Genomic DNA, 19,248 nt, shown 5'->3' with positions numbered 1-19,248 from the left:
GGCCTCTTCGGGTGCCGTGCGCGGCTGCTACGCGCCGCCGGCGTGCGAGATGTTGGTGAGGATCTTCTGGACCTGCTGCTGGAGGTGTTCCAGCGAAGCCCTCATCTTGTCCAGGTCCCCCTTGGCCTGCGGCCAGACCTCACCCCTGAACCGCTGGGCCAGCGGGCCGTCCCAGTGACCGGGATCGCTCAGCGTCTGCCCGTGCCCGTTCAACTGGCTGATGAGGCCGGGGAGCTGGTTGGTGATGAGGCTCAGCATCTTCGCGGCTTCCTGATGTGCCAGGTCCGTCGACTTTACGGTGGCCATTGCCACTCCTTTCAGGATCTCTGGTGTCACCGGAATTCTCCGGCTGTGCTTTCGCCGTGTCGTTGATGTGCGGCGCAGACCCGTTGACGCCGCGTGCACTACCGCCGGGCGGGCGGTCCCGGCCCACCGCTCACCACGCGTTCTTGTCGAGGGTCGTGGCCTCGTGCGCGATGAAGTGATCGATCATGTCGTCCACCGTGGGCGCGTGCTCGTCATTGCCGACGTGGTAGTGGCCCCTGGCGGCCAGCACGTTCTTGAGCAGGGCGGCGTCGGCCTGTTGGTCGCCGGTGAAGTGGACCGGCGGGCCGCCGTCGTTCGGGGTGACAAGGTGACGGGAGATCAGCGAACTGATCATGAGGGACCCAGCGCTGTCCGTGATCACTTCGTTGAGCCGGCCGGCGTTGTGTTTGTCGGCCCCGTCCGGCATGTACTCCTTCAGTACTTCGGCCAAGGGATCGTAGTTCCCGGCGAAACTCTGCAACGCTCCCACGACGGCGGTGAATCCGATCGCGCCGACCACGGATTCCGGTGCCAGTACCGCGGTAGGCATGAAGAGCACGTTCAGATATCCGCCCTGGATCATGCTCCGGAACAGCGGGTTGTTCGATTCCGGGCCCATGCTTTTCACCGCCCGCAGCAACGGGGCGATCTCGCCGCCGACCCGCTTTCCGTAGGCGTCCGCCCATCCCCGGGGGTTGGACGCGTCCGGAGGCGGGATGCTCTGGTCGGCCCCCGCGGTGTACAGGTGGGTGAACGCGGCGAGCAGCGGGTCCAGTTCGTCCGGAGGCAGTTCCGGAGCGCCGTCGGCGAAGACGGCGCTCGACACATGGGCCAGGATCGTGTGAGCCAGTTCCGGGTCGCGGGTCCCCCATTCGCCGGAGGTCAGCGTGTTGAGCAGGTTCACCCGCAAGTCGGGATTGAGCACGGGACCCAGGCCGAAGAAGAGGTTCCTGATCTGCCCGGAGCTCAGCGACCGGGCGAAGTTCGCGGCCGCGGTCGAGTCGGCGGCCAGGGCCTTGAGCAGTGCCGTCTGTTCCGCCGCAGTGATGTGCGGGTGCTGCGGCGACACGTCCTCGCCCTGGAGCCAGCCCAGCACACGTACGACGTTCGCGGACGCGGTACGGCTCAGGGCGCCGCTCGCGTAGGCGCTGACGAGTGCCTGGACGGTGCTGCCCCGGCCCAGTAGCTGGGCGATCCGCGCCGAGTCCAGATGGTTGAAGAATCCCGCGGTGAAGTACGGGTCGCCGGAGTGGGCGTCGAGTGCCTGGGAGACCCGCGCCAGGTCGTCGGGGCTCGGATGCTCGCCCAGAGTGCCGGCCAGCGCGGTTCCCGCGTCCACCTGGCCCTGGTGCTGTGCGGTCTGCTCCAGGGTGCGGAGCGCGGACTCCATGTCCTGCTCGCGCGCCAGGTACTGCTGCTTCATACCGGGGCGTGCGGTGGGAGCTCCGGCCTGCTGGAACGCCCGGCCGACGAGCCGCACCTCCTTGTCGACGGCCGCCACGGACGCCACTTGTGAGGAGGCGTAGGCGGCCGAGAGGGGCAGGCACAGACCGCCACCGTTCTCGTAGTCGTCGATCGCGGGCCCGAGAACCGTGCGGATCCAGTTCTGCAGCTCCGTCGCGGCACCGGTGCACTGGTCCGAGTACGCGAAGAGGTTCTCCGGGACCGCCGACACGTCCGCCATATCCGCCTCCGGGGGTCAGTGGTGTCGTTTGGCCTGAGCGGCGACGTGTGCGTTCGCGGTGGCCGCGTCCACGGCCTTCCTGGCCTGTTCAGCGGCTGCGGCGAGTTGCGCGAGCGTTCGTTGCGCGGCGTCGAAGTCGCCGTCGAACTTCTTGCGTCTCGGGCCCGTCCAGTCGTCGCTCTTCTCGCCGCCGAGAAGCCCGTGCTGCCGCTGACCGCGGTACCACGCGAGCCACTTGGCCTTCTCCTCGAGGTTCACCAGTTGCCGGCTGAGCCAGTCGGCTGCCTCGAAGTCGTACGACGACACCACGTCACCCCTTCCCGTGCCTCCGGGAATCCTCGCGTCCCGGACGTCGAGTTGTCGTTGACGTGCAGCGCAGAGCCGTTGACGCCCCGTGCAGGGCTGCTCACCGCGCCACCTGGACCCCCGTCGCGATCCCGTCGGTGACGAGGTAGCCGCGGCCGGGGAGGGGGGCGAGGCGGTCGTGGCGGGGGAGGGTGGTGCCGAGGAGGTCGCCGTCGAGGTCGTGGTCGGGGGCGAGGAGGATGCCGCAGCGGTTGTCGCGGGCGGCTTGCGTCCAGTGGCCGTACGTGCGGCGCACCGCGTCGGCGCGGCCCGCGGCGACCAGATGGTGTCCGGGGCCGGCCGTGGACAGCCAGCGCTCCAGCACCCCGCGATCGTCCTCGACGGTGTCGGCGTCGTCGACGAGGAGCAGCGTGGGCCCGGGACGCTGGGCGAGCGCCGCCTCGAGGGCGCCGTAGTCGGTGACCAGGGCGGTGGGGCCGGGCAGGTCACGCAGGGGTGAGCGGCGGGGCGCGAACGCGACGACGGCCGGCGGGCCGGCCGCGGCGGTCACCTGGCGGGCGATCGTGCACAGGACCGTGGAGCGGCCGGACCGCTGCGGCCCGGCGATCAGCGCGTGCTCCTGGTCGTACAGCCGCAGGGCTGTCGCGCCGAGGGTGTCGGCGTCCAGTCCGACCGGGATGTGCCAGGGCTCGGCCGTCACGTCGGCCGGCGCCGCGAGCGTGCCGAGGCTGATCCCGGGCGGCAGCAGGCCGACGCGGGGCGCGGTGCGGACGGCTCCGGGCCTGCTGGCCGCGCAGGCGGCGACCGCGGCGCCGAGGTCCTCGCCGGGCAGGCCGATCTGGATCACCTGCCGGGTCGCGGCCACCAGCGCGCGCCCGGGCACGAAGGCGGGGACCGCGCCGCGCGGCACGTCGAAGTAGCCGTACTCCCCGGCGTCGGCCATGCGCATCAGCAGCTTCTGCTGGGTCAGGGCGGCCCATGCGGAGGGCACCGCACCGGAGCGGTCGGCGCTGACGGCGAAGCGGATGCCCACGGCCGGGCCGTCGGCGTAGACGCGGGCGAGTTCGTCGATGAGGTTCATGCCGGCGACGTCCTTGTCGAAGTCCGACAGCAGCGCCCCCAGGTTGTCCAGCAGCACCAGCCAGTCCGGGGCGGGCGCCGCGTCGCCGGACGGCATGCTGCCGCGTGCCTTGCGCAGGTCCAGCTCCCGCCGCAGCAGCCGGATGAGCCGGATCTGGCGTTCGCGCTCGGCCGGCCCGATGTGGGCGCCGGTGTGCGGCAGGGCGCTCAGCGGCGCCAGATCGCCCGCGCCCATGTCCAGGGCGAACAGATGGCAGCGGTCCGGCGGCCGGGCGCCCGCGACGGCCAGGGCGAGGGCGGCCAGCGCGGTGGTCGTGCCCGAACCGCCGCTGCCGTAGACCAGGACGTTGCCCGCGGCCGGGTCCCAGCCGACGGCGTACTGCCGTTGCCGGTCGGGGTCGTCGGCGAGGGCGTACGCGGGCAGGCCGCCGGCGTTGGTCTGCAGACCGCGTTCGGCGACGGGCGGGAGGCCGGCCGCCGGTACGACGGCGGGCAGCGGGTCGGGCCAGGGGCGGCGCGGCTCAGCGAGGCCTGCGATCGCAGCGGCCTGCCGTGTCGCGGCGACCAGGCGCTGCAGGTCCGTCTCGCCGGCGGAGTCGGCCGTGCCCGGGGCGGGGGCGGGCAGACCCAGCATGAAGGGCAGCGCGGTCACCGGGGCCGTGACGGCCGTGTCCGGCGTGACACCGGTGGACAGCGCGGTCTGCACCGGCAACACCTCGCGCGCGCTCAGCCGGTAGAAGGCCCGGCCCCACTGCCGGCTGCCGATCGCCGCGGCGGCCGGATCGTCGATGACGTCCTGCGAGTCGCCGGTCGACTCCAGCCGGAGCGCGATGCGCATCTTCACGTTGTTCTTGATCGCGTCGTTGACGGAACCGGCCGGCCGCTGCGTCGCCATGACGAGGTGCACGCCCAGGCTGCGGCCGCGTTGCGCGATGCCGACGAGCGCGTCGACGAAGTCCGGCAGCGCCTTGACCAGGGTGGCGAACTCGTCGATGACGACGGCGAGTCGGGGCATCGGCTCCAGGCCGGCCCGTCCGTTGTCGCGCAGCCGCTGGTAGTCGCGCACGTGACTGAGACCCGTCTCCCGCAACAGTCGTTCCCGGTGGTGCAGTTCGGCCTCCAGACAGCGCAGTGCGCGTTCGCTGAGCTGCTCGTCGAGGTCGGTGACCAGGCCGACGGTGTGCGGCAGAGCCGCGCACTCGTCCAGGGCGCCGCCGCCCTTGTAGTCGATCAGCGCGAAGGTCAGGTGTTCGGGGTCGGCGTCGACCGCCATGCTCGCGATGAGCGTGCGCAGCAGTTCGCTCTTGCCGGAACCCGTGGTCCCGGCGATGAGCGCGTGCGGACCGTCGTCGTCCAGGTCGACGCTGAACACGTCGCGTTCGGTGACGCCCAGCACCGCCCGCACCCGCAGTTCGGGGGCGCGCCTCTTCCAGTGGCCGGCCACCGCGGCGCCGTCCACGCGCTCCAGGTCCAGCAACGGGAGCAGCGCGATCCGGTCCGGGAGACCCGCGCCCTCGATCCGCAGTTCGGGATCCTCGAACCGGGCCAGGGCCCGGGCGGTCTCGCGCGCCTCGGCCATCGGCATCCCGTCGAGCAGCACCCGCTCGACGGTGACGCCCGTCGCCACGTCCCGCACCCGTCCCGACCCCTCCGGCGAGACGGTGACCACGGAGGTGCAGAGCGCCGGCAGACGGGCGGTCAGCACGAGCGCCCCGCAGCGCACGGAGGTACCGCCGATCAGGTCCCGCAACCGGTTGGCCCGCCCCTCCAGCAGCGTGTCCCCGTCCACGACGACCAGCAGCACCGGTCCGGCCGCGGCCGTCTCCCGGGGCGGCCCCGCAGCCAGCAGATGCTGGGCCAGCGCGTCGGACTGCTCCTGCCCGACCGCCACCAGCCGGGTCGCGCCCGACCGCACATCGGCGCCGTGCGGCAGCCACTTCGTCCAGTCCCAGTCGGCGAGCCGGTCGGCGTCGGCGAACACCGCAACGGTGACGTCCGCGGGCCCGCTCCCCACCACGGCCTGGCACAGCAGCGACCGGGCGACCGCCAGGGACGCCTTCCTGCCCCCCTCGAACCCGACGGCCTCACCGGCGGAGACACCCACCACGACGGGAACCTGCGGGAGGACGGAACGGCGCGCCAGAAGGGCGGCCGCCTCGGGGGCGGAATCGCCGGAGCCGCGTTCCAGCGGCGCTTCCCAGGGGAGGTCGGCGGTGCCGGCGACCACCTGGAGGAAGTCCGGGGCGGCCGGGCGCCGTTCCCACAGCGCCGGTCCCGGGGCTGTCGCACGGTGGAGCACCTCGGCGGGGTCGGGGTGTGCGGCGCGGCGCGAGCGGACGTCCTCGGAGTGCCGCCGCTCCAGGGCCGTCTCGAACGCCGCCAGCCGGTCGGCGTACTCGCGGCCGCCACGGCGTGCGACGGACCTGCCGCGCACACGCTCCTCGACGAAGTTGGCAAGGAACAGCAGCGGGGTGAGGGCCGCGATGGCCGCATAGCGCGGGTCGCCGGTCAGCGCCACGGTGGCGGCGGCCATCGCCAGGGGACCGAGCAGGGCCGCGACGCTGAACGGCGCCTTGTGCGCACGGCCCGCCGGCGCGGGTACCGGGATCGGCGCCGCGCCGGCCGGACTGCCGCCCCGCGGCGGGCGGTTGAACGGCAGCGTGCCGCCGGGCCCGGCCTCGCGCACGGCGTTGATCCGCTGCGCCGGGCCGAGCCGGTCCGCGGGCAGGACGCGGAGCAGCACCTCCCCGCCGAGCGACACCGGATCGCCGGCGGCCACGGACACCGTCCCCCGGATCCTGGCGCCGCCCACGTCCGTGCCGTTGGCCGAGCCGAGGTCGGTGACGGTGACCCGGCCGTCGGGCAGCACGTCGAAGGCCGCGTGCAGACGGGACACGCCCGAGGCGACCACGCGGACGTCCGCCTCCGCGCCGCGTCCCACGACCGTGCGGCCCGCGGTCAGCGGCACACCGCGCCCCGACTCCAGCCCGCCCACCAGTCGCAGGACGACCGCCGGCTTCCGCAGGCCCCCGGCCCCCGGGTGGCCGGCGGCGAATCCCGGCGCCGCCGGCCCCGCCATCCCGTGCCCGCCGCCCACGGGCGCACCGGCCACGTGACCGCCGGCCCCGGTCACCCGGGCACCGTGCACGAGGCCGGACTCGTGCACCACCGTCTCCGGGGGCAGCACCCGTCCGTCGACGGCGAGCACACGGCCCGGCATCCCCACGGCCACGGCCAGATCGGCGAGCGTCGCGTCCGGCCGCCCGAAACGCACCTCCGCGTCCCACTCGCGACCACCGTCGACACACACGATCCGCACCGCGCGCCGCCTCCCTACCGGACCAGATGACGGGCGGCCAGTCTTCCGCCGCCTCCGGGCCGGGTCATCGGCACCGCGCGCACACCGGTTGACCCACGGCGCAATGCCGTGACGGGCGTCGGCACGGAACTGGTCGGCCTCCGAACCCCCGCAGCCGGCCGGCGCCGCATCACCCGCTCCGCAGCCCCCGTGCCCGGCCGCCCGCGCGACCGGGCACGGGGGGGTGGGACACCTCCTGGCCGTGGACCAGTCGTCACGCCGCCCAGGTCCTGAGTCAGCCCCGCCGACGCCGACGGTGCCGCCGCGCAACCACGGCGCACCCGGCCATGAACAGGGAGCCGCCCGTCAGCACGGGCAGGTTCGCGGTCACCGACTCGGAGTTCCGCGACCAGAACAACCGGTCCGCGACTTCGCCGAGCAACCCGCCGGTGAACGTGATCGCCCAGAACACCAGGAGCCGGGTCAAGCCGTTCCGGGCACGCAGCCATTCGTTCACGCGGTCATGATGGGCCTCGTCGCGTATCGCTCACAAGGCGGGTCCGGATGCCCGGACCTCAAGCTTCGCTCAGGACCGTTGCGGCTCGTCAGCGCCTGTTCTCACACTGGGGTGGCGGGGCAAGAGGTGTCCCGCGCAGGGGGGCAGCGATGAGCGTCTTCGGCAGAGTCGTCGCGTTCGTGCGGGACAGTGTTTCCGGGCGCCGGCGCCTGGCCCGGTACGCGGACCCGGAGGCGCACCGCCGCGGGCCGAACGTCCGGGACAGCCGGGTGGTCGAGGAGTACCGCGGCAGGGACCTCAGTCGCAGGAACGACCTCGGCCCCTTCTCCGGCCCGTTCAACTGACGCGGGACGACGCATCGGAGCGGGCTGAAATCTGGCCATGTCTGGCAGAGAACGCGTGCTGGTGCGCGCCTTGTGGGCGGTCGACCGTGCGCTGGGCGGTCAGCGGCCCCCCGGGCGCCTGCAGCGCTGGCTCGCCGCTCGGCGGCCGGTGCGCGTGGCCGTGACCACCGGCCTCTGCTGGGTGACGCTCTTTCTGTGCTGCGCCGGCGACCTGCAGCGTGCCGACCTCGTCGTGGGCCTTCCCTCGGGCGTCGCGGCCTGTGTGTTGATCGGATGGTCCGTCTCTTACGAGCGGGCGCGCCAGGAACGCCTGCGCCGTCTGGGTGTCTGGGACGGAACCTGACCCGGGCAGGGACAGGGCGGGCCGGTCCCTGGCCGGTGCTGATTCACCCGTTCGGCCGCGACTGGTTGCCGGGAGGGCGGAAAGACGCTCCGGTGCACGGGGTCGGTCGCAAAGATCGTTGCGCTCGGGAAAGCCACGCCGTGCCGTGCGGTGCCCGATCTCGGTCGGGCACCGCATCACTGTGGCCGCGTGCCGCTGGGCCCACATCGCGTTCGGACGCCCCGCGTCTCTGGCACCCACTCATGTGACGCACGCCACACAACCGGTGTGACGGTTCCATCGTCGACTGATCATCAGGGCTGCCCCGCTCCGCTCGCGGGCAGCCGCGGATCCCACGGTCGGATGGGAAGTACATGACACGACGGGAACGACTGCGGCCGAAGGTGAAGGCGACGGTGGCGGCGCGGCGAGGATCAGCCGTCGCCGCGGCCGTCGTCCTCGCGGCGGCTTCGCTGCTGACGGGCGCCGGTTCGGGCGTGCAGTCGGCGGTCGCCGACACGACGCCGCCGGGCACGCCGCCGGTGGCCGTCACCCGGCCCGCCGGAAAGGCGAGTTCGGGGGAGACCGCGGCCGGGGTGCGTCAGGAAGTGCTCAACGGCACGCTGCTCCGGCACCACGGGACGCGCGAGGTCTGTCCCCGCTGCCACGCCCGGATCGTCACCGAGTCCACCACCAGCCACACGGCGCTGAGTTCGGCCGCGCCCGCGGGGTACGGGCCGGCCGACCTGCAGACCGCGTACGGGCTGCCCGCGACCTCCACCAGCACCCGGACCATCGCCATCATCGACGCCGGCGTCTACCCGACGCTGGAGAAGGACCTCGCGGTCTACCGCAGGACGTTCGGGCTGCCCGCCTGCACGACGGCCTCCGGCTGCCTGACGCTCGAGGACTACACCGGCGGCAGGCAGCCCGCCCCGCAGACCGGGGCACAGGGCAGGCTGGTGGAGGAAGAGGTGGCCGTCGAGACCGCGCTCGACGTCGACATGGCCTCCGCCGCCTGCCCATCCTGCCGGCTGATGGAGATATCCCTTCCCTGGCAGGACGCCCAGGACGACAACGACGTCTCGACCGCCGACTTCGCCCGGGCCGTCAACACGGCCGTGACGGCGGGCGCTTCGGCCGTCAGCATCAGCTACGGCTACACCGCGGACGTCCAGAACACCCACGGCACCCGCCTGTCCGCGTTCCACCACCCGGGCGTCGCCGTCACCGCCTCCACCGGCGACGAGGGCTTCAACGGCGGCATCCACCAGTCCTGGCCCTCCGACCTGCCGTCGGTGATCAGCGTCGGCGGGATCACCCTGCCCGACGACGGCGCGCCGACCGCCTGGTGGGCCGCCGGCAGCGGGTGCGAGACGGCGTTCCCCGCGGCCACCGGCCAGCCGGCCTCCGTCGCGGCCGCCTGTGACGGCCACCGCGCCGCGGCCGACGTATCCGCCGACGCCGACCCCGCGAGCGGCGTGGCGATCCGCGACACCTACGCGCCCAGCAGCGGGGAGCCGGGCGACTGGCTGGTCGCCGGCGGTACCAGCGCGTCGGCGCCGTACGTGGCCGGGCTCTTCGCCCGCGCCGGGCATCTGTCGTCGGTCGACGGCCCCAGGTCCCTGTACCGGGCCCCGGCTTCGGCCTTCACCGACATCGCGAGCGGCGACAACGAGGACTACCACCAGTGCGCGTCCTACCCGGGCGTCAGCCCCAAGCTGTGCACGGCCGGGACCGGTTGGGACGGCCCCACCGGGCGCGGCGTCCCACACGGCCTTGCCGCCTTCTGACCGTTCGCGTCACCGCCCACGCCCCACGACCCGCCCCCCTTCCTGCCGCCCCCGGGCGGACTTCCCCAGGTGAAGAGGTTTCCATGCACACCAAGATCCGCGCCGCCACGGTCGCCGCGGCGGCCACCGCACTGCTGCTGAGCGCCTCGGCGGTGGCCAGCGCCACGATCGGCGATCACCCGTCGCCGACCGGGGCCTCCGCGCAGCACGAGGTCGCCGCCGCCCCGGCGGCACGTCCCTGCACCATGGACGACGTGTCGTTCTACTTCGGCGGCTTCAGCGAGGGCCTCAGCCGCCGCAGCTTCGACCTCACCCTGCTCGCCCACGACGGCATCACCTGCACCCTCGAGGACACCCCGCTGATCACGGTCGGCGGCCCGGCCGACCAGACCCGGCCGATTCCCGTCTCGGTCAACGGCCGCGGCGGCACGCTCGTCCTGCGTCCCGACTCGCCACTGCACACCACGGCGATCTACAACATCCCCGACGCCCCCGAGCACACCCTCAAGGTCAGCTCGATGACGCTGTCCATGCCCGATCACACCTCCCGCAGCACGTACTTCGGCCTTCCCGGGGTGAGCGACGTCTACCAGGCGGGCGTCTCCTTCACCTCCTGGACGACGGGCCTCGGACTCGGACAAGGGGAGGAGGCCTTCTGACGCCAGGCCCCGCGACGACGCCCGGCTGAGCGTCAGCCGCGACCGGGGCACCGCGGTGACGGGAACGTGGACGTTCCCGTCACCGACGCAGCCTGGACCTGACGGTGGCGACCGCCATGACCGGGACGGCGATCATGAGGGAGTCCTCGGCCAGGTTCTCCAGTGCGTTGGTGACGGAGTGGCCGAAGGTGACCGCGGTCGCGCAGTGGGCGATCGCGACGGCGAAGAGCGCGAGGGCGCATCGCGGCAGCGAGAACCGTCGCCTCTGCCCGTCCGGCCCGGCTGTCATACCTGCTCCACCGCCATCTCCGCCGCGCCCGTGTTCCCCGGCTCGTCCACCACGTCCGCCGGAACGCGTGCGGGGGCCGTGGTCGCGACCGTGATCACAGAGGCGTCCGGCGCCGTGGTGCTGCCGATGAGTTCCCCGCCGCCGAACGGTCTACCCGGCGATACGACCGTTCTCGACAGGAGTGCCATGTCCACCATCCAGCCGGTGATCATCACGGCCCAGCAGGACGTGCTGGTCGGCTTCTACACGCAACTGTTCGGCGCGGAGGAGACCTTCCGGGTGCCGGAGGAGGGCCCGCCCTTCTACCTGGGCTTGCGCATCGGCGACACCGACCTCGGGCTGGTGGCCAAGTCGGACCTGGGATCCCGGGAGGCGCCGCGGATCCTGCTCAGCATCGCCGTCGACGACGTCGACGAGACCCTCGGCCGCGTGACGGCCCTCGGCGGTTCGGTCAGCGGGGGCCCCAACGACATGCCGTGGGGACAGCGCGTCGCTCACATCCAGGACCCCGACGGCAACCCGGTGAACCTCACCCAGCCGATTACGGTTCCATCGTGACGCAAAATAACGGGTGCAAGCGCCTCCGAATCCGGTGGGCTCTAACGACCTCCCTGCCGGCCGACCGTGGCGACAACAGCGGGCCGCACGGTTGCTGTTGTGGCCACGGTCATGCGCCCGCCACGCGCGGCTCAGGACGCCGCCTGCCGGGGTCCGGCCCGTGCCGTCCTACCGACGAGCGCCGCGCGTGCGGCGCAGCGCGTAGGCGGCGGTTGCCGCGGCGAGTGCGGTGATGCCCGCGGTGGCGACGGCCACCACCGCCCAGGTGAGGGCCGGTTGGGTCCGCGGGTGTGTTCCCGTGATCAGACGGATGGCGAAGGTGCTGCTCGCCGCCAGCGGGAAACTGAAGACCCACAGGCCGGGATGGAAGGGACGCCCGCGCAGATCGGGGCCGAGGAAGGCGAGCAGCAGGAGGGTGAAGAGGAGGATCCCGGCGAAGCCGTGCGCCACCGGGTCGACGACGCCGCGGTGGGCCGCGATCCAGGCGATGCCGCCGGTGGCGGGTGGAATGGCCAGGACGGTGAGCGCCGGCCGTGCGGGGGCGGGCAGCGGTCCCCTGGTGACCAGGGCGCCGAGGATGACGGTGCCGAACGCCAGCCAGTAGAGCATGCCGACGGCGAACGCCCCTTGTGCGACGGCGTGCAGGCCCAGGGTCGAGGCGGTCGCGCTGGCGATGAAGGGCGCGGAGGACACAGGCAGGAGCAGACCCGGGTGCAGCACCGCCGAGGTGAGGCCGCCGGTGAGCCAGTGGGCCAGCAGGCGGGCGGCGATCAGGGCCGCGAGGACGGTGAGGACGGCGTAGGCCCAGCGGGCTCCTTCGTGCCCGAAGCGGGAGAAGTGGCCGGTGATGAGGATGCCGATGATGGGGACGTAGGCGAGGGCGAAGCCCTGGGCGGGGTGGCTGATGTCGTGGCGCAGGTGCCGCCACCTGGTTCCGCCGTGGCGCAGGTACTGGGCCAGCAGGAGCAGCCAGATCAGGCCCGAGGCGACGTAGAGCGCGTCGCTGACGGGCAGGGCGGCCGGGTGCGTGGTCGCCGCGGCCTGCCAGGCGCCGCCCAGCCCCGCGGTGCCGAGGGAGACGGACATCAGGTTGATGCGGGCGGCGCGGTGCTGGTGGCCGTCGGAGGGGTGTCCGGCTGCGGCGCGGGTGGGGGAGCCGGCGTTCTCGTGCGGCGGGGAGGTGGGGTCCGTCGCCGCGAGGGCGTCGGGTCCGGCAACGGTCATGGGGGAACCCTGGGGGTGCTGGGCCGTCGGGCGGCGAGGGATGACGTTCGCAGGGGTCTGAGGGCGGGGCGGGGTGTCTCCCCGGCCTGGTGTCACGCGGCCGGGAGGGGGGCCAGGCGTCTTGGTGGGGACGGGCGGCCCGCGCCGGGGCGAGCCGGTAGGTGCCGGGCGGGGGTGGCCCGCCCGGCACCGTCGGTGCCTCAGGCCGCGGTGTCGAGTACCACGCGGAAGCGCGCCTTGCCGGACAGCATGTGTTTGTAGGCCTCCAGGGCACGCTCGAAGGGCATGACCTCGACGCTGGGGCGGATGCCGTGGGCCAGGCTGAAGGCGAGGTTGTCCTCGTTCTCGATGGACGAGCCGGTCAGGCTGCCCGTGATGGACCGGGTGCCGAAGATCAGGTCGGGGGTGGCGACGGTCAGCGGGTCGGGCGCGGCGCCGACGACGACCAGCCTGCCGTTCGGGGCCAGGCCGCTGACCAGGGGGTTCATCGAGGCGCCGCTGGACGCGGTGGCGACGATGACGGAGGCGCCGCCCAGGGCGCTCAGTGCGGCGCCGGGATCGGTGGTGGTGCTGTCGATGTACTCGTGGGCGCCCAGCTCCCGCGCGGCCCCCTCCTTGTCCTTGCCGCGGGCCACGGCGGCGACCCGGTGGCCGAGGCTGCGCGCGTACTGCAGGGCCAGGTGGCCGAGGCCGCCTATGCCCTGGACGGCGACCAGGGATCCGGCGCGGGCCGGCCCCCGCTGGAGGGCGATGAACGTGGTCAGGCCCGCGCAGAGCAGCGGGGCCGCGTCCACGGCCGGCATGCCCTCGGGAACGCGCACCAGACCGCTGGCGCGGGCGTACGCCACCTCGGCGTATCCGCCGTCGATCGTGGTGCCGGTCTGCTCCTGGTGGCGGCAGTTGACGAAGTCGCCGCGGCGGCAGGGCTCGCACTCGCCGCACTGGCCGTTCAGGAAGCCGACGCCGACGCGGTCACCGGGCTGCCAGGCGGTCACGCCGGCCCCCACCGCGTCGATGACGCCGACGATCTCGTGGCCCGGAACGACGGGCTGCGCGGGGTCGCCGCGCAGTCCCTCCACGGCCAGGACGTCGGTGTGGCAGACGCCGCAGGTCTCCACGCGCAGGCGCACCTGCCCCGGCGCGGGATCGACCAGCTCGCGTTCCACCAGCTTCAGGTTGCGGACGCCGGTGGCCTCGAAGGCCCGGTAAGTGGACATGACTGCTCCTTCACGCTCGCCGGCGCACAGTTTCGGCGCCGGACCTCACAGGCAATAAATGACCGGTCGTCTTAGAGAGTAGGGCATGGCGGCCCGGCCTCCGCCGTGCCGCTGGTCACGTCCACCCGTCGCCGCTCCGTCCGGGAGGGACTGCCGGGTCCGGTATGCTGGGAGGATCCCAATATGGCCGGTCATCTCAGTTGAGCCCCGAGGTCACCGGCCCGGCAGGCAGAAGGTGGGAACGATGGGACGAGCGTCCAAGCGGGAGGACATCGCGCAGGCGGCCTTCCAGCAGTTCCACGCGCGCGGCTTCAACGCTACGGGCATCAGCGACATCACCACGGCCGCCGGGGTTCCCAAGGGCTCGTTCTACAACCACTTCGCGAGCAAGGACGAGAGCGCCCTGGAGGCCCTGCGCCGCTACGCGGCCTCTCTGCGGTTCGAGATGCTCACGGAAGAGGGCCGGCCCCCGCTGGACCGGCTGCGGGCCCACTTCGACTTCCTGAGCAGGGACACCGTGGACAACGGGTTCGTGCGCGGATGCCTGGTCGGCAACCTCGGCGCCGAGGTCGCCGACCACAACGAGGAGATCAGGCGCGCGGTCAAGGACGGTTTCGACCGCTGGGCGGACCTGATCCGGCAGGTGCTCGTCGAGGCCCAGGACGCGGGCGACCTGAACCCCGGCCTCGACGCCGGGGCCACGGCACTGTTCGTCCTGAGCGCCTGGGAAGGCGCGCTCATCGCGACGCGGGCCGACAAGTCGGCCGCGCCCGTGGACGCGTTCTTCCGGACCGTCTTCGAGGTGCTGCTGCGGTAGCCGAGCAGTCAGTCCTCGCCGTCCATGCCGGTGACGGCCGCGGGGCCCAGCGGAGCCTGGTCCTCGGGGATCCCCGCCTCGCGCAGGGCGGTGGCGACGAGGTCGGTCGCCTTCAGCTTGGCCTCGTAACGGTCCGGGGCCTCCACCTCCAGACGGACAGCGAAGGTGTTGTCGTCGTTGACCGTGAGCAGGTCGAGGCCCTCGCTCCGGCTCAGCTCCGTGTGCCGCGGGGCGAGCTCACGGCGCAGTGCGCTGTGCGATGAGCCGGAGAGGCCCTCGGTGAAGGTACCGGGAATGGCGATGACGTAGGTGGCCACATCTACCTCCTGTCGATAGTCACCCTCGGTCACTCTCCTCGTATGCCCGCTGCACGGGCGGCAACGCGGATCGGCTTCCAGCCCGGTAGCCCGGTACGGATTCGGGGGTGCCCCCGGGCCTTGTTCGCCGTCTTGCGGTGCGTTGTGGCTTGTTGCGCTGGGGGCACCTCCCGGACGAAGTCTGGGGGACCTCGCGCCCCTGGCGGGGCCTGTCCTGCCCCTTGCGGTGCGTCGCCGCCTGCTGCGCCGTCGTGGCTGTTCGCGCAGTTCCTCGCGCCCCTGAATCACGTGCCGTTCGTCCGCACGTTGGGGGCAGTCCGGAAGCGTCTCCTCGGACTTGTGCGTGACCGTTTTTCCGAGGGGGCTGGGCGGGTGTGTGCACAAGTCCTTGCGGGGAGCGCTTCCTCCCCACCCCCTTGGTGGTCCATGGGGCCGCCTGGGCAGTACCGGGGTACTCCGGTGACACCCCGTGCGGCCACTTTCACTGCTGCCCGACCAGCCACCTCGTAAGTAGCCGCCATGCACAGTCCGAGGAGACGCTTCCGGACTGCCCCCGACACGTGGACGAACGGCAAGCGATACCAGGGGCGCGGGGTCCCCCAGACTTCGTCCGGTAGGTGCCCCCAGCGCGAGCAACCACCCACCGGGCGGAGGACGGCGACGGCGGCTCGGGGCAGCCCGGAGGCCGGACCGGGGAACCTCAGGCGGAGCCGGAACCGCACGCCGACGATGTACAGTGCGCCGGTGGCGGCATCATCACGAGAGACATCGGCCGGCGCCGGCTGGCAGCAGCAAGACCCGGGCACATACCGCGAGTTGATGCCCGAACACGTCGTCAAACTGTCGTGGCTCGACCCGCGCACCCTGTGGCGGGCCCGCAACGGCCCCCTCGCCTCGATGTTCGGCGACCCGACCGGCGCGGACCGGCAGCGCTGGGTGCGGGCGCAGACCGAGCGGGGTGAGGCGGACGCCGACCTGCTCATCGAGCGGGAGGACGGCGACACCTTCTCGTTCGTCGTGATGGGCGACACCGGTGAGGGCGACGGGCCGCAGTACGCGGTGGTGCCGGGGCTGCTGAAGGCGGGGGAGGGCACCCGCTTCGCCGTCGTGTGCAGCGACGTCCTCTATCCGGTGGGCACCGGGAACGAGTACCCGGAGAAGTTCTTCCGTCCCTACCAGGACTACGACGCGCCGATCTACGCGATCCCGGGCAACCACGACTGGTACGACGGGCTCACCGGGTTCATGCGGGTCTTCTGCCGCACGCCCGCGCTGCCGCCCCGCCGGAAGTCCCGTTTCCCGTCCCGCGGTTGGTGGCGCGACCTGCTGTGGGCGGCGCCGGACACCCCGGACGACGCGCTGATCGACCGGGCCCGCCTGATGCGGTCCGCGCCGTCGCAGGCGGCGAGCCAGCCCGGTCCTTACTGGGCGATGGACACCGGGCCGCTGCGGCTGATCGGCATCGACACCGGCCTGCTCGGTACCATCGACGCCGAACAGGGCGCCTGGCTGCGGCGGGTGGCCCAGGGGCCGCGTCCCAAGATCCTGCTGACCGGCTCCCCGATCTACGTCGACGGCGAGCACCACCCGTGCGCGATCGAGGGCGGCGGGACCGTCGACGACATCGTGCGCGACCCCGCCCACCACTTCGTCGCGGCGATCGGCGGTGACATCCACAACTACCAGCACTACCCGGTGGACGTGGACGGCCGGCGCATCGAGTACGTGGTCTCCGGCGGCGGCGGCGCGTTTATGCACGCCACCCACACCATTCCCCGCGTCGGCATCGGCGGCGTCACCGAGGACGACTTCCGCTGCTATCCGATGCGCGGCGACTCCCTGACGTTCTACAGCCGCTTCTACGGGCGCCGGCTGCGGATGCGGCGGCTGCTGGAACTCACCCCGGAGCAGGCCGCGGCGGTGGTCGCCGAACGCACCGGCGTGGCCCCGGTCCGCGCCACCGACGAACGGCCCACGGCGCGGACGCGGTTCGTCGCCTCTCTGCTCGGGGTGGCGCCCCCGCCCGGACGGCGGCGCCGCCGCTTCCTTCCCCGGCTGCCGGTGCACACCGCGCTGACCAAGGGGGTCTCCCCGGCGGGCGCGACCTACAGCCCGCCGTTTTTCAAGAACTTCCTTCGGCTGGACGTGACGCCCGGCTCCGTCCGGATCCGGTGCTTCGCCGCGACCGGCATGCGCGCGCAGGAGCTCGACCCGCCGGTGGAGGACGAGTTCACCATCGCGCTCGGCGGCGGTGACGTCCCGTCACCGCGGCCCGCGGCGTCCGGCGACGCGGCACCGGCACCGGATCCGCGGTCGGCGCCCGAGGGCTGACCCGGTCGGCCGCCCGTCGGCCGCCGTCGGCAGCCGCGCACAGCCGGGCCGTGGCCGAGGCCGCCGGGCGGCCGTCACGACGCGTCGGTGCGCGGGAAGACGTACTCGTCGAGGAGGATCCCCACGGCCACGGCCATGGGGATCGCCACCAGGCCGCCGATGATGCCCAGCAGCGAGCCGCCGGCCAGGACGGCGACCACGGTCACCACCGGGTGGACGTCCACGGCGTACTTCATGGCGCGCGGCATGATCAGGTAGTCCTCGGCGATGCGGAAGCCGACGTAGAAGGCTGCGGTGGCGATGGCCACGGGCAGGGACACGGTCAGCGCCACCAGGCTCACCACGACGCCGCCCACGGTGGAACCGACGACCGGCACCATGTCCATCAGCGCCACGAAGAAGCCCAGCGCCGCGCCGTACGGGACGCCGACCGCCTCGCACCACAGGAACGTGGCGACGCCGGCGATCACGGAGGTGGCGATGTTGCCGAGCATGTAGCGCCCGACGCGTCCGAGGATCTCCTCGGTGACGGCCTCGACCCCGGTGCGCCGGGAGCCGGGCACGAAGCGGTAGCAGAACTGCTTGATCGTGGGCAGCGCGGCCATCACGTACAGGGTCACGGTGATGACGATGACCGCGGAGGTGATGAGGCTGACGACCAGCTGCCCGGCGCCGAGCACCCCGCCGGCCACCTGGGAGGCGCCGCCGGAGCCGAGTTTCGCCTGCGCCTTCTCGATGATGTGGTAGCGGTCCTCCAGCCGGCCCAGCGTGGAGTGGTGGTCGTGCAGTTGCCGCCGCCAGCGGGGAATGCCGTCGCTGAGCGCGTTCACCGCGTCGCTGACCGGGGGGATGATCAGGGCCACGAACCCCGCGAGCACGCCGGCGATCCCGGTCACGACGACGGCGACCGCCCCGCCCCGGCGCAGCCCGCGCCTGCTCAGCGCGGCGACGACCGGTTCGAGGCTCACCGCGATGAAGACGGCGAGCAATAGCAGGGTCAGCAGTTCGCTGAGCTTGAGGACGGTCTGCACCAGCAGCCAGGCCAGGGTCGCGCCGAGCGCGAGCCCGAAGCCGATCTGGAACCAGGACCGCCGCCCGGCGCCGAACCCCTTGATCTTGATCGCCGGCCGCTCGTCGCGCGGCCGTCCGGCGGTCCCGGCCGTGCCGGGGGCATCCGCGGCGCCGGCGGCTTCCGTCGTGCCGGAGTCGTCGTCGGCGTCGGTGGCCGGGTCGGAAGTGCCGGCGGTCCCGGCCGGTGTGTCGGCCACAGCCCGGTCCCCCCTTCGTGCGCGTTCGTCCCCCGGGCGGCTTGCGCGGTGCGCTGCCCGGGGCCGCGTCCTGTGGCGCGGCCTCGTGTGCGTGCGTCTACCCCCGCCCGGGCGGGGGAACCGGACGGTTCCTCCGTCCGAGGGGCGGGCGGGACACGGCGGCGCACACGGGTCCGGCGCCGGGCGGCCGCGTCTTTCCAACACCTTTTGAAACACGGGGACTTGTGGAGCCGTCGGCGTCGTGGTGCTCTTGTGGCCTATCGGGCAACTGAGGCCAAGGAGGTGCACGGGTCTGATGATCAAACGATTAGTCGCCGTCGCGGCGCTGATACCGGCCATGCTGGGCACGACCACCGGGATCGCCGCGGCGCAGTCGGCGCCCAGGGCGACCACGGCGGTGGTCACGCTCACCTACGACGCGAGCCAGGCGGGGCAGTGGGCGAGCGCCATCGCGCAGGGCGTCCAGAACTGGAACAGCGCGGTGCACAACGTGCATCTGCAGCCGGCGAGTTCATCGCGCACGGCGAACTTCGTCTACAAGGCGACGAGCGGCTGGCCCCAGACGACGCTGGGGCCGATCGTCCCGGGCGGCAGCAAGGGCCAGGTCCAGCTGGGGCAGGAGGCCGTCACCGAGGGGTACGACATGACCCGGATCGCGGCGCACGAGACCGGGCACATCTTCGGCCTGCTCGACGACTACAGCGGCCCGTGCTCGGAGCTGATGTCCGGCCACGGTCCCGGCACGTCGTGCACCAACGCCAAGCCCAGCGCGGCCGAGGCGGCGCAGGTCGACCGGAACTACGCGAACCGCGCGGCGGCCGTGGCGCCCCAGCGCCGGCAGATCGTGATCGACATCTGGTCCGGCCCGGCGCTCACCCGTACCGACTGACCGGCCACCGCCAGGCCGTGCTCCTCCGA

Annotated in this window: 19 protein-coding genes; 8 read left to right on the top strand and 11 right to left on the bottom strand. The window is 73.0% G+C overall.

Annotated elements, in window-relative coordinates; genetic code table 11:
- Positions 1–27 precede the first annotated feature (27 nt).
- From K7862_RS33705 to K7862_RS33685, 5 genes are all read right to left on the bottom strand, one after another.
- Positions 28–306 (bottom strand): hypothetical protein, encoded by a 279-nt coding sequence (locus K7862_RS33705; RefSeq protein WP_222968971.1) that lies wholly within the window; start codon positions 304–306, stop codon positions 28–30.
- A gap of 130 nt (positions 307–436) precedes the next feature.
- Positions 437–1,990: a hypothetical protein gene (locus K7862_RS33700; protein ID WP_222968969.1), complete on the bottom strand. Its 1,554-nt coding sequence runs from the start codon at positions 1,988–1,990 to the stop codon at positions 437–439.
- 15 nt (positions 1,991–2,005) lie between these two features.
- A complete protein-coding gene (locus K7862_RS33695) occupies positions 2,006–2,296 on the bottom strand; it encodes a hypothetical protein (RefSeq protein ID WP_222968967.1) in 291 nt (96 codons plus the stop codon).
- Between the two features lie 100 nt (positions 2,297–2,396).
- Complete coding sequence (locus K7862_RS33690) at positions 2,397–6,695, bottom strand: type VII secretion EssC family protein (protein ID WP_222968965.1); 4,299 nt, start codon at positions 6,693–6,695, stop codon at positions 2,397–2,399.
- 274 nt (positions 6,696–6,969) lie between these two features.
- Entirely contained in the window at positions 6,970–7,191 is a 222-nt protein-coding gene (locus K7862_RS33685; protein ID WP_222968963.1) for a hypothetical protein, read from the bottom strand.
- A gap of 149 nt (positions 7,192–7,340) precedes the next feature.
- On the opposite strand from K7862_RS33685, the gene K7862_RS33680 reads away from it, so the two are divergent.
- From K7862_RS33680 to K7862_RS33665, 4 genes are all read left to right on the top strand, one after another.
- Positions 7,341–7,535: a hypothetical protein gene (locus tag K7862_RS33680; RefSeq protein ID WP_222968961.1), complete on the top strand. Its 195-nt coding sequence runs from the start codon at positions 7,341–7,343 to the stop codon at positions 7,533–7,535.
- 37 nt (positions 7,536–7,572) lie between these two features.
- On the top strand, positions 7,573–7,878 hold the full coding sequence (locus K7862_RS33675; RefSeq protein WP_222968959.1) for a hypothetical protein: 306 nt from the start codon (positions 7,573–7,575) through the stop codon (positions 7,876–7,878).
- A 353-nt stretch (positions 7,879–8,231) separates the two neighbouring features.
- Positions 8,232–9,650, top strand: coding sequence for a S8 family serine peptidase (locus K7862_RS33670; protein ID WP_222968957.1), 1,419 nt, complete (start codon positions 8,232–8,234; stop codon positions 9,648–9,650).
- Positions 9,651–9,733: 83 nt separating this feature from the next.
- Entirely contained in the window at positions 9,734–10,309 is a 576-nt protein-coding gene (locus K7862_RS33665) for a hypothetical protein (RefSeq protein ID WP_222968955.1), read from the top strand.
- Between the two features lie 79 nt (positions 10,310–10,388).
- On the opposite strand, the gene K7862_RS33660 is transcribed toward K7862_RS33665, so the two are convergent.
- Both K7862_RS33660 and K7862_RS33655 read right to left on the bottom strand, forming a co-directional pair.
- Positions 10,389–10,598, bottom strand: coding sequence for a hypothetical protein (locus K7862_RS33660; RefSeq protein ID WP_222968953.1), 210 nt, complete (start codon positions 10,596–10,598; stop codon positions 10,389–10,391).
- Positions 10,595–10,786 carry a hypothetical protein gene (locus K7862_RS33655; protein ID WP_222968951.1) on the bottom strand — a complete coding sequence of 64 codons (192 nt, stop codon included), beginning with the start codon at positions 10,784–10,786 and terminating at the stop codon, positions 10,595–10,597. Before K7862_RS33655 ends, K7862_RS33660 begins: the two co-directional genes overlap by 4 nt.
- Between K7862_RS33655 and K7862_RS33650 the strand changes: the two genes are divergently transcribed.
- Positions 10,785–11,156 (top strand): VOC family protein, encoded by a 372-nt coding sequence (locus K7862_RS33650; protein WP_222968950.1) that lies wholly within the window; start codon positions 10,785–10,787, stop codon positions 11,154–11,156. The genes K7862_RS33655 and K7862_RS33650 overlap by 2 nt on opposite strands.
- A gap of 168 nt (positions 11,157–11,324) precedes the next feature.
- Here K7862_RS33650 and K7862_RS33645 read toward each other — a convergent pair whose 3' ends face one another.
- Both K7862_RS33645 and K7862_RS33640 read right to left on the bottom strand, forming a co-directional pair.
- A complete protein-coding gene (locus tag K7862_RS33645) occupies positions 11,325–12,380 on the bottom strand; it encodes an SLAC1 family transporter (RefSeq protein ID WP_222968948.1) in 1,056 nt (351 codons plus the stop codon).
- A 200-nt stretch (positions 12,381–12,580) separates the two neighbouring features.
- Positions 12,581–13,597: an alcohol dehydrogenase catalytic domain-containing protein gene (locus tag K7862_RS33640; protein ID WP_222968947.1), complete on the bottom strand. Its 1,017-nt coding sequence runs from the start codon at positions 13,595–13,597 to the stop codon at positions 12,581–12,583.
- Between the two features lie 244 nt (positions 13,598–13,841).
- On the opposite strand from K7862_RS33640, the gene K7862_RS33635 reads away from it, so the two are divergent.
- Positions 13,842–14,414, top strand: coding sequence for a TetR/AcrR family transcriptional regulator (locus K7862_RS33635; protein WP_222968945.1), 573 nt, complete (start codon positions 13,842–13,844; stop codon positions 14,412–14,414).
- Between the two features lie 8 nt (positions 14,415–14,422).
- Here K7862_RS33635 and K7862_RS33630 read toward each other — a convergent pair whose 3' ends face one another.
- Positions 14,423–14,731 (bottom strand): hypothetical protein, encoded by a 309-nt coding sequence (locus K7862_RS33630; RefSeq protein WP_222968943.1) that lies wholly within the window; start codon positions 14,729–14,731, stop codon positions 14,423–14,425.
- 729 nt (positions 14,732–15,460) lie between these two features.
- Here K7862_RS33630 and K7862_RS33625 point away from each other — a divergent pair.
- Positions 15,461–17,062, top strand: a complete 1,602-nt coding sequence (locus K7862_RS33625; RefSeq protein ID WP_262414206.1) for a metallophosphoesterase family protein — start codon at positions 15,461–15,463, stop codon at positions 17,060–17,062.
- A gap of 74 nt (positions 17,063–17,136) precedes the next feature.
- Here the strand turns inward: K7862_RS33625 and K7862_RS37995 are convergent, their stop codons facing one another.
- Positions 17,137–18,330 carry an AI-2E family transporter gene (locus K7862_RS37995; protein WP_308012331.1) on the bottom strand — a complete coding sequence of 398 codons (1,194 nt, stop codon included), beginning with the start codon at positions 18,328–18,330 and terminating at the stop codon, positions 17,137–17,139.
- A gap of 295 nt (positions 18,331–18,625) precedes the next feature.
- On the opposite strand from K7862_RS37995, the gene K7862_RS33615 reads away from it, so the two are divergent.
- The gene (locus K7862_RS33615; protein ID WP_222968940.1) at positions 18,626–19,219 is read left to right on the top strand and encodes a snapalysin family zinc-dependent metalloprotease; all 594 of its coding nucleotides are present in this window, start codon (positions 18,626–18,628) and stop codon (positions 19,217–19,219) included.
- The last annotated feature ends 29 nt before the right edge of the window (positions 19,220–19,248 follow it).

The sequence above is a fragment of the Actinacidiphila acidipaludis genome (genome assembly GCF_019890725.1).
In the GTDB taxonomy this organism is placed as follows: Bacteria; Actinomycetota; Actinomycetes; order Streptomycetales; family Streptomycetaceae; genus Actinacidiphila; species Actinacidiphila acidipaludis.
Note: the sequence above shows the minus strand (reverse complement) of the source record. Positions and strands in the feature narration are given on the sequence as shown.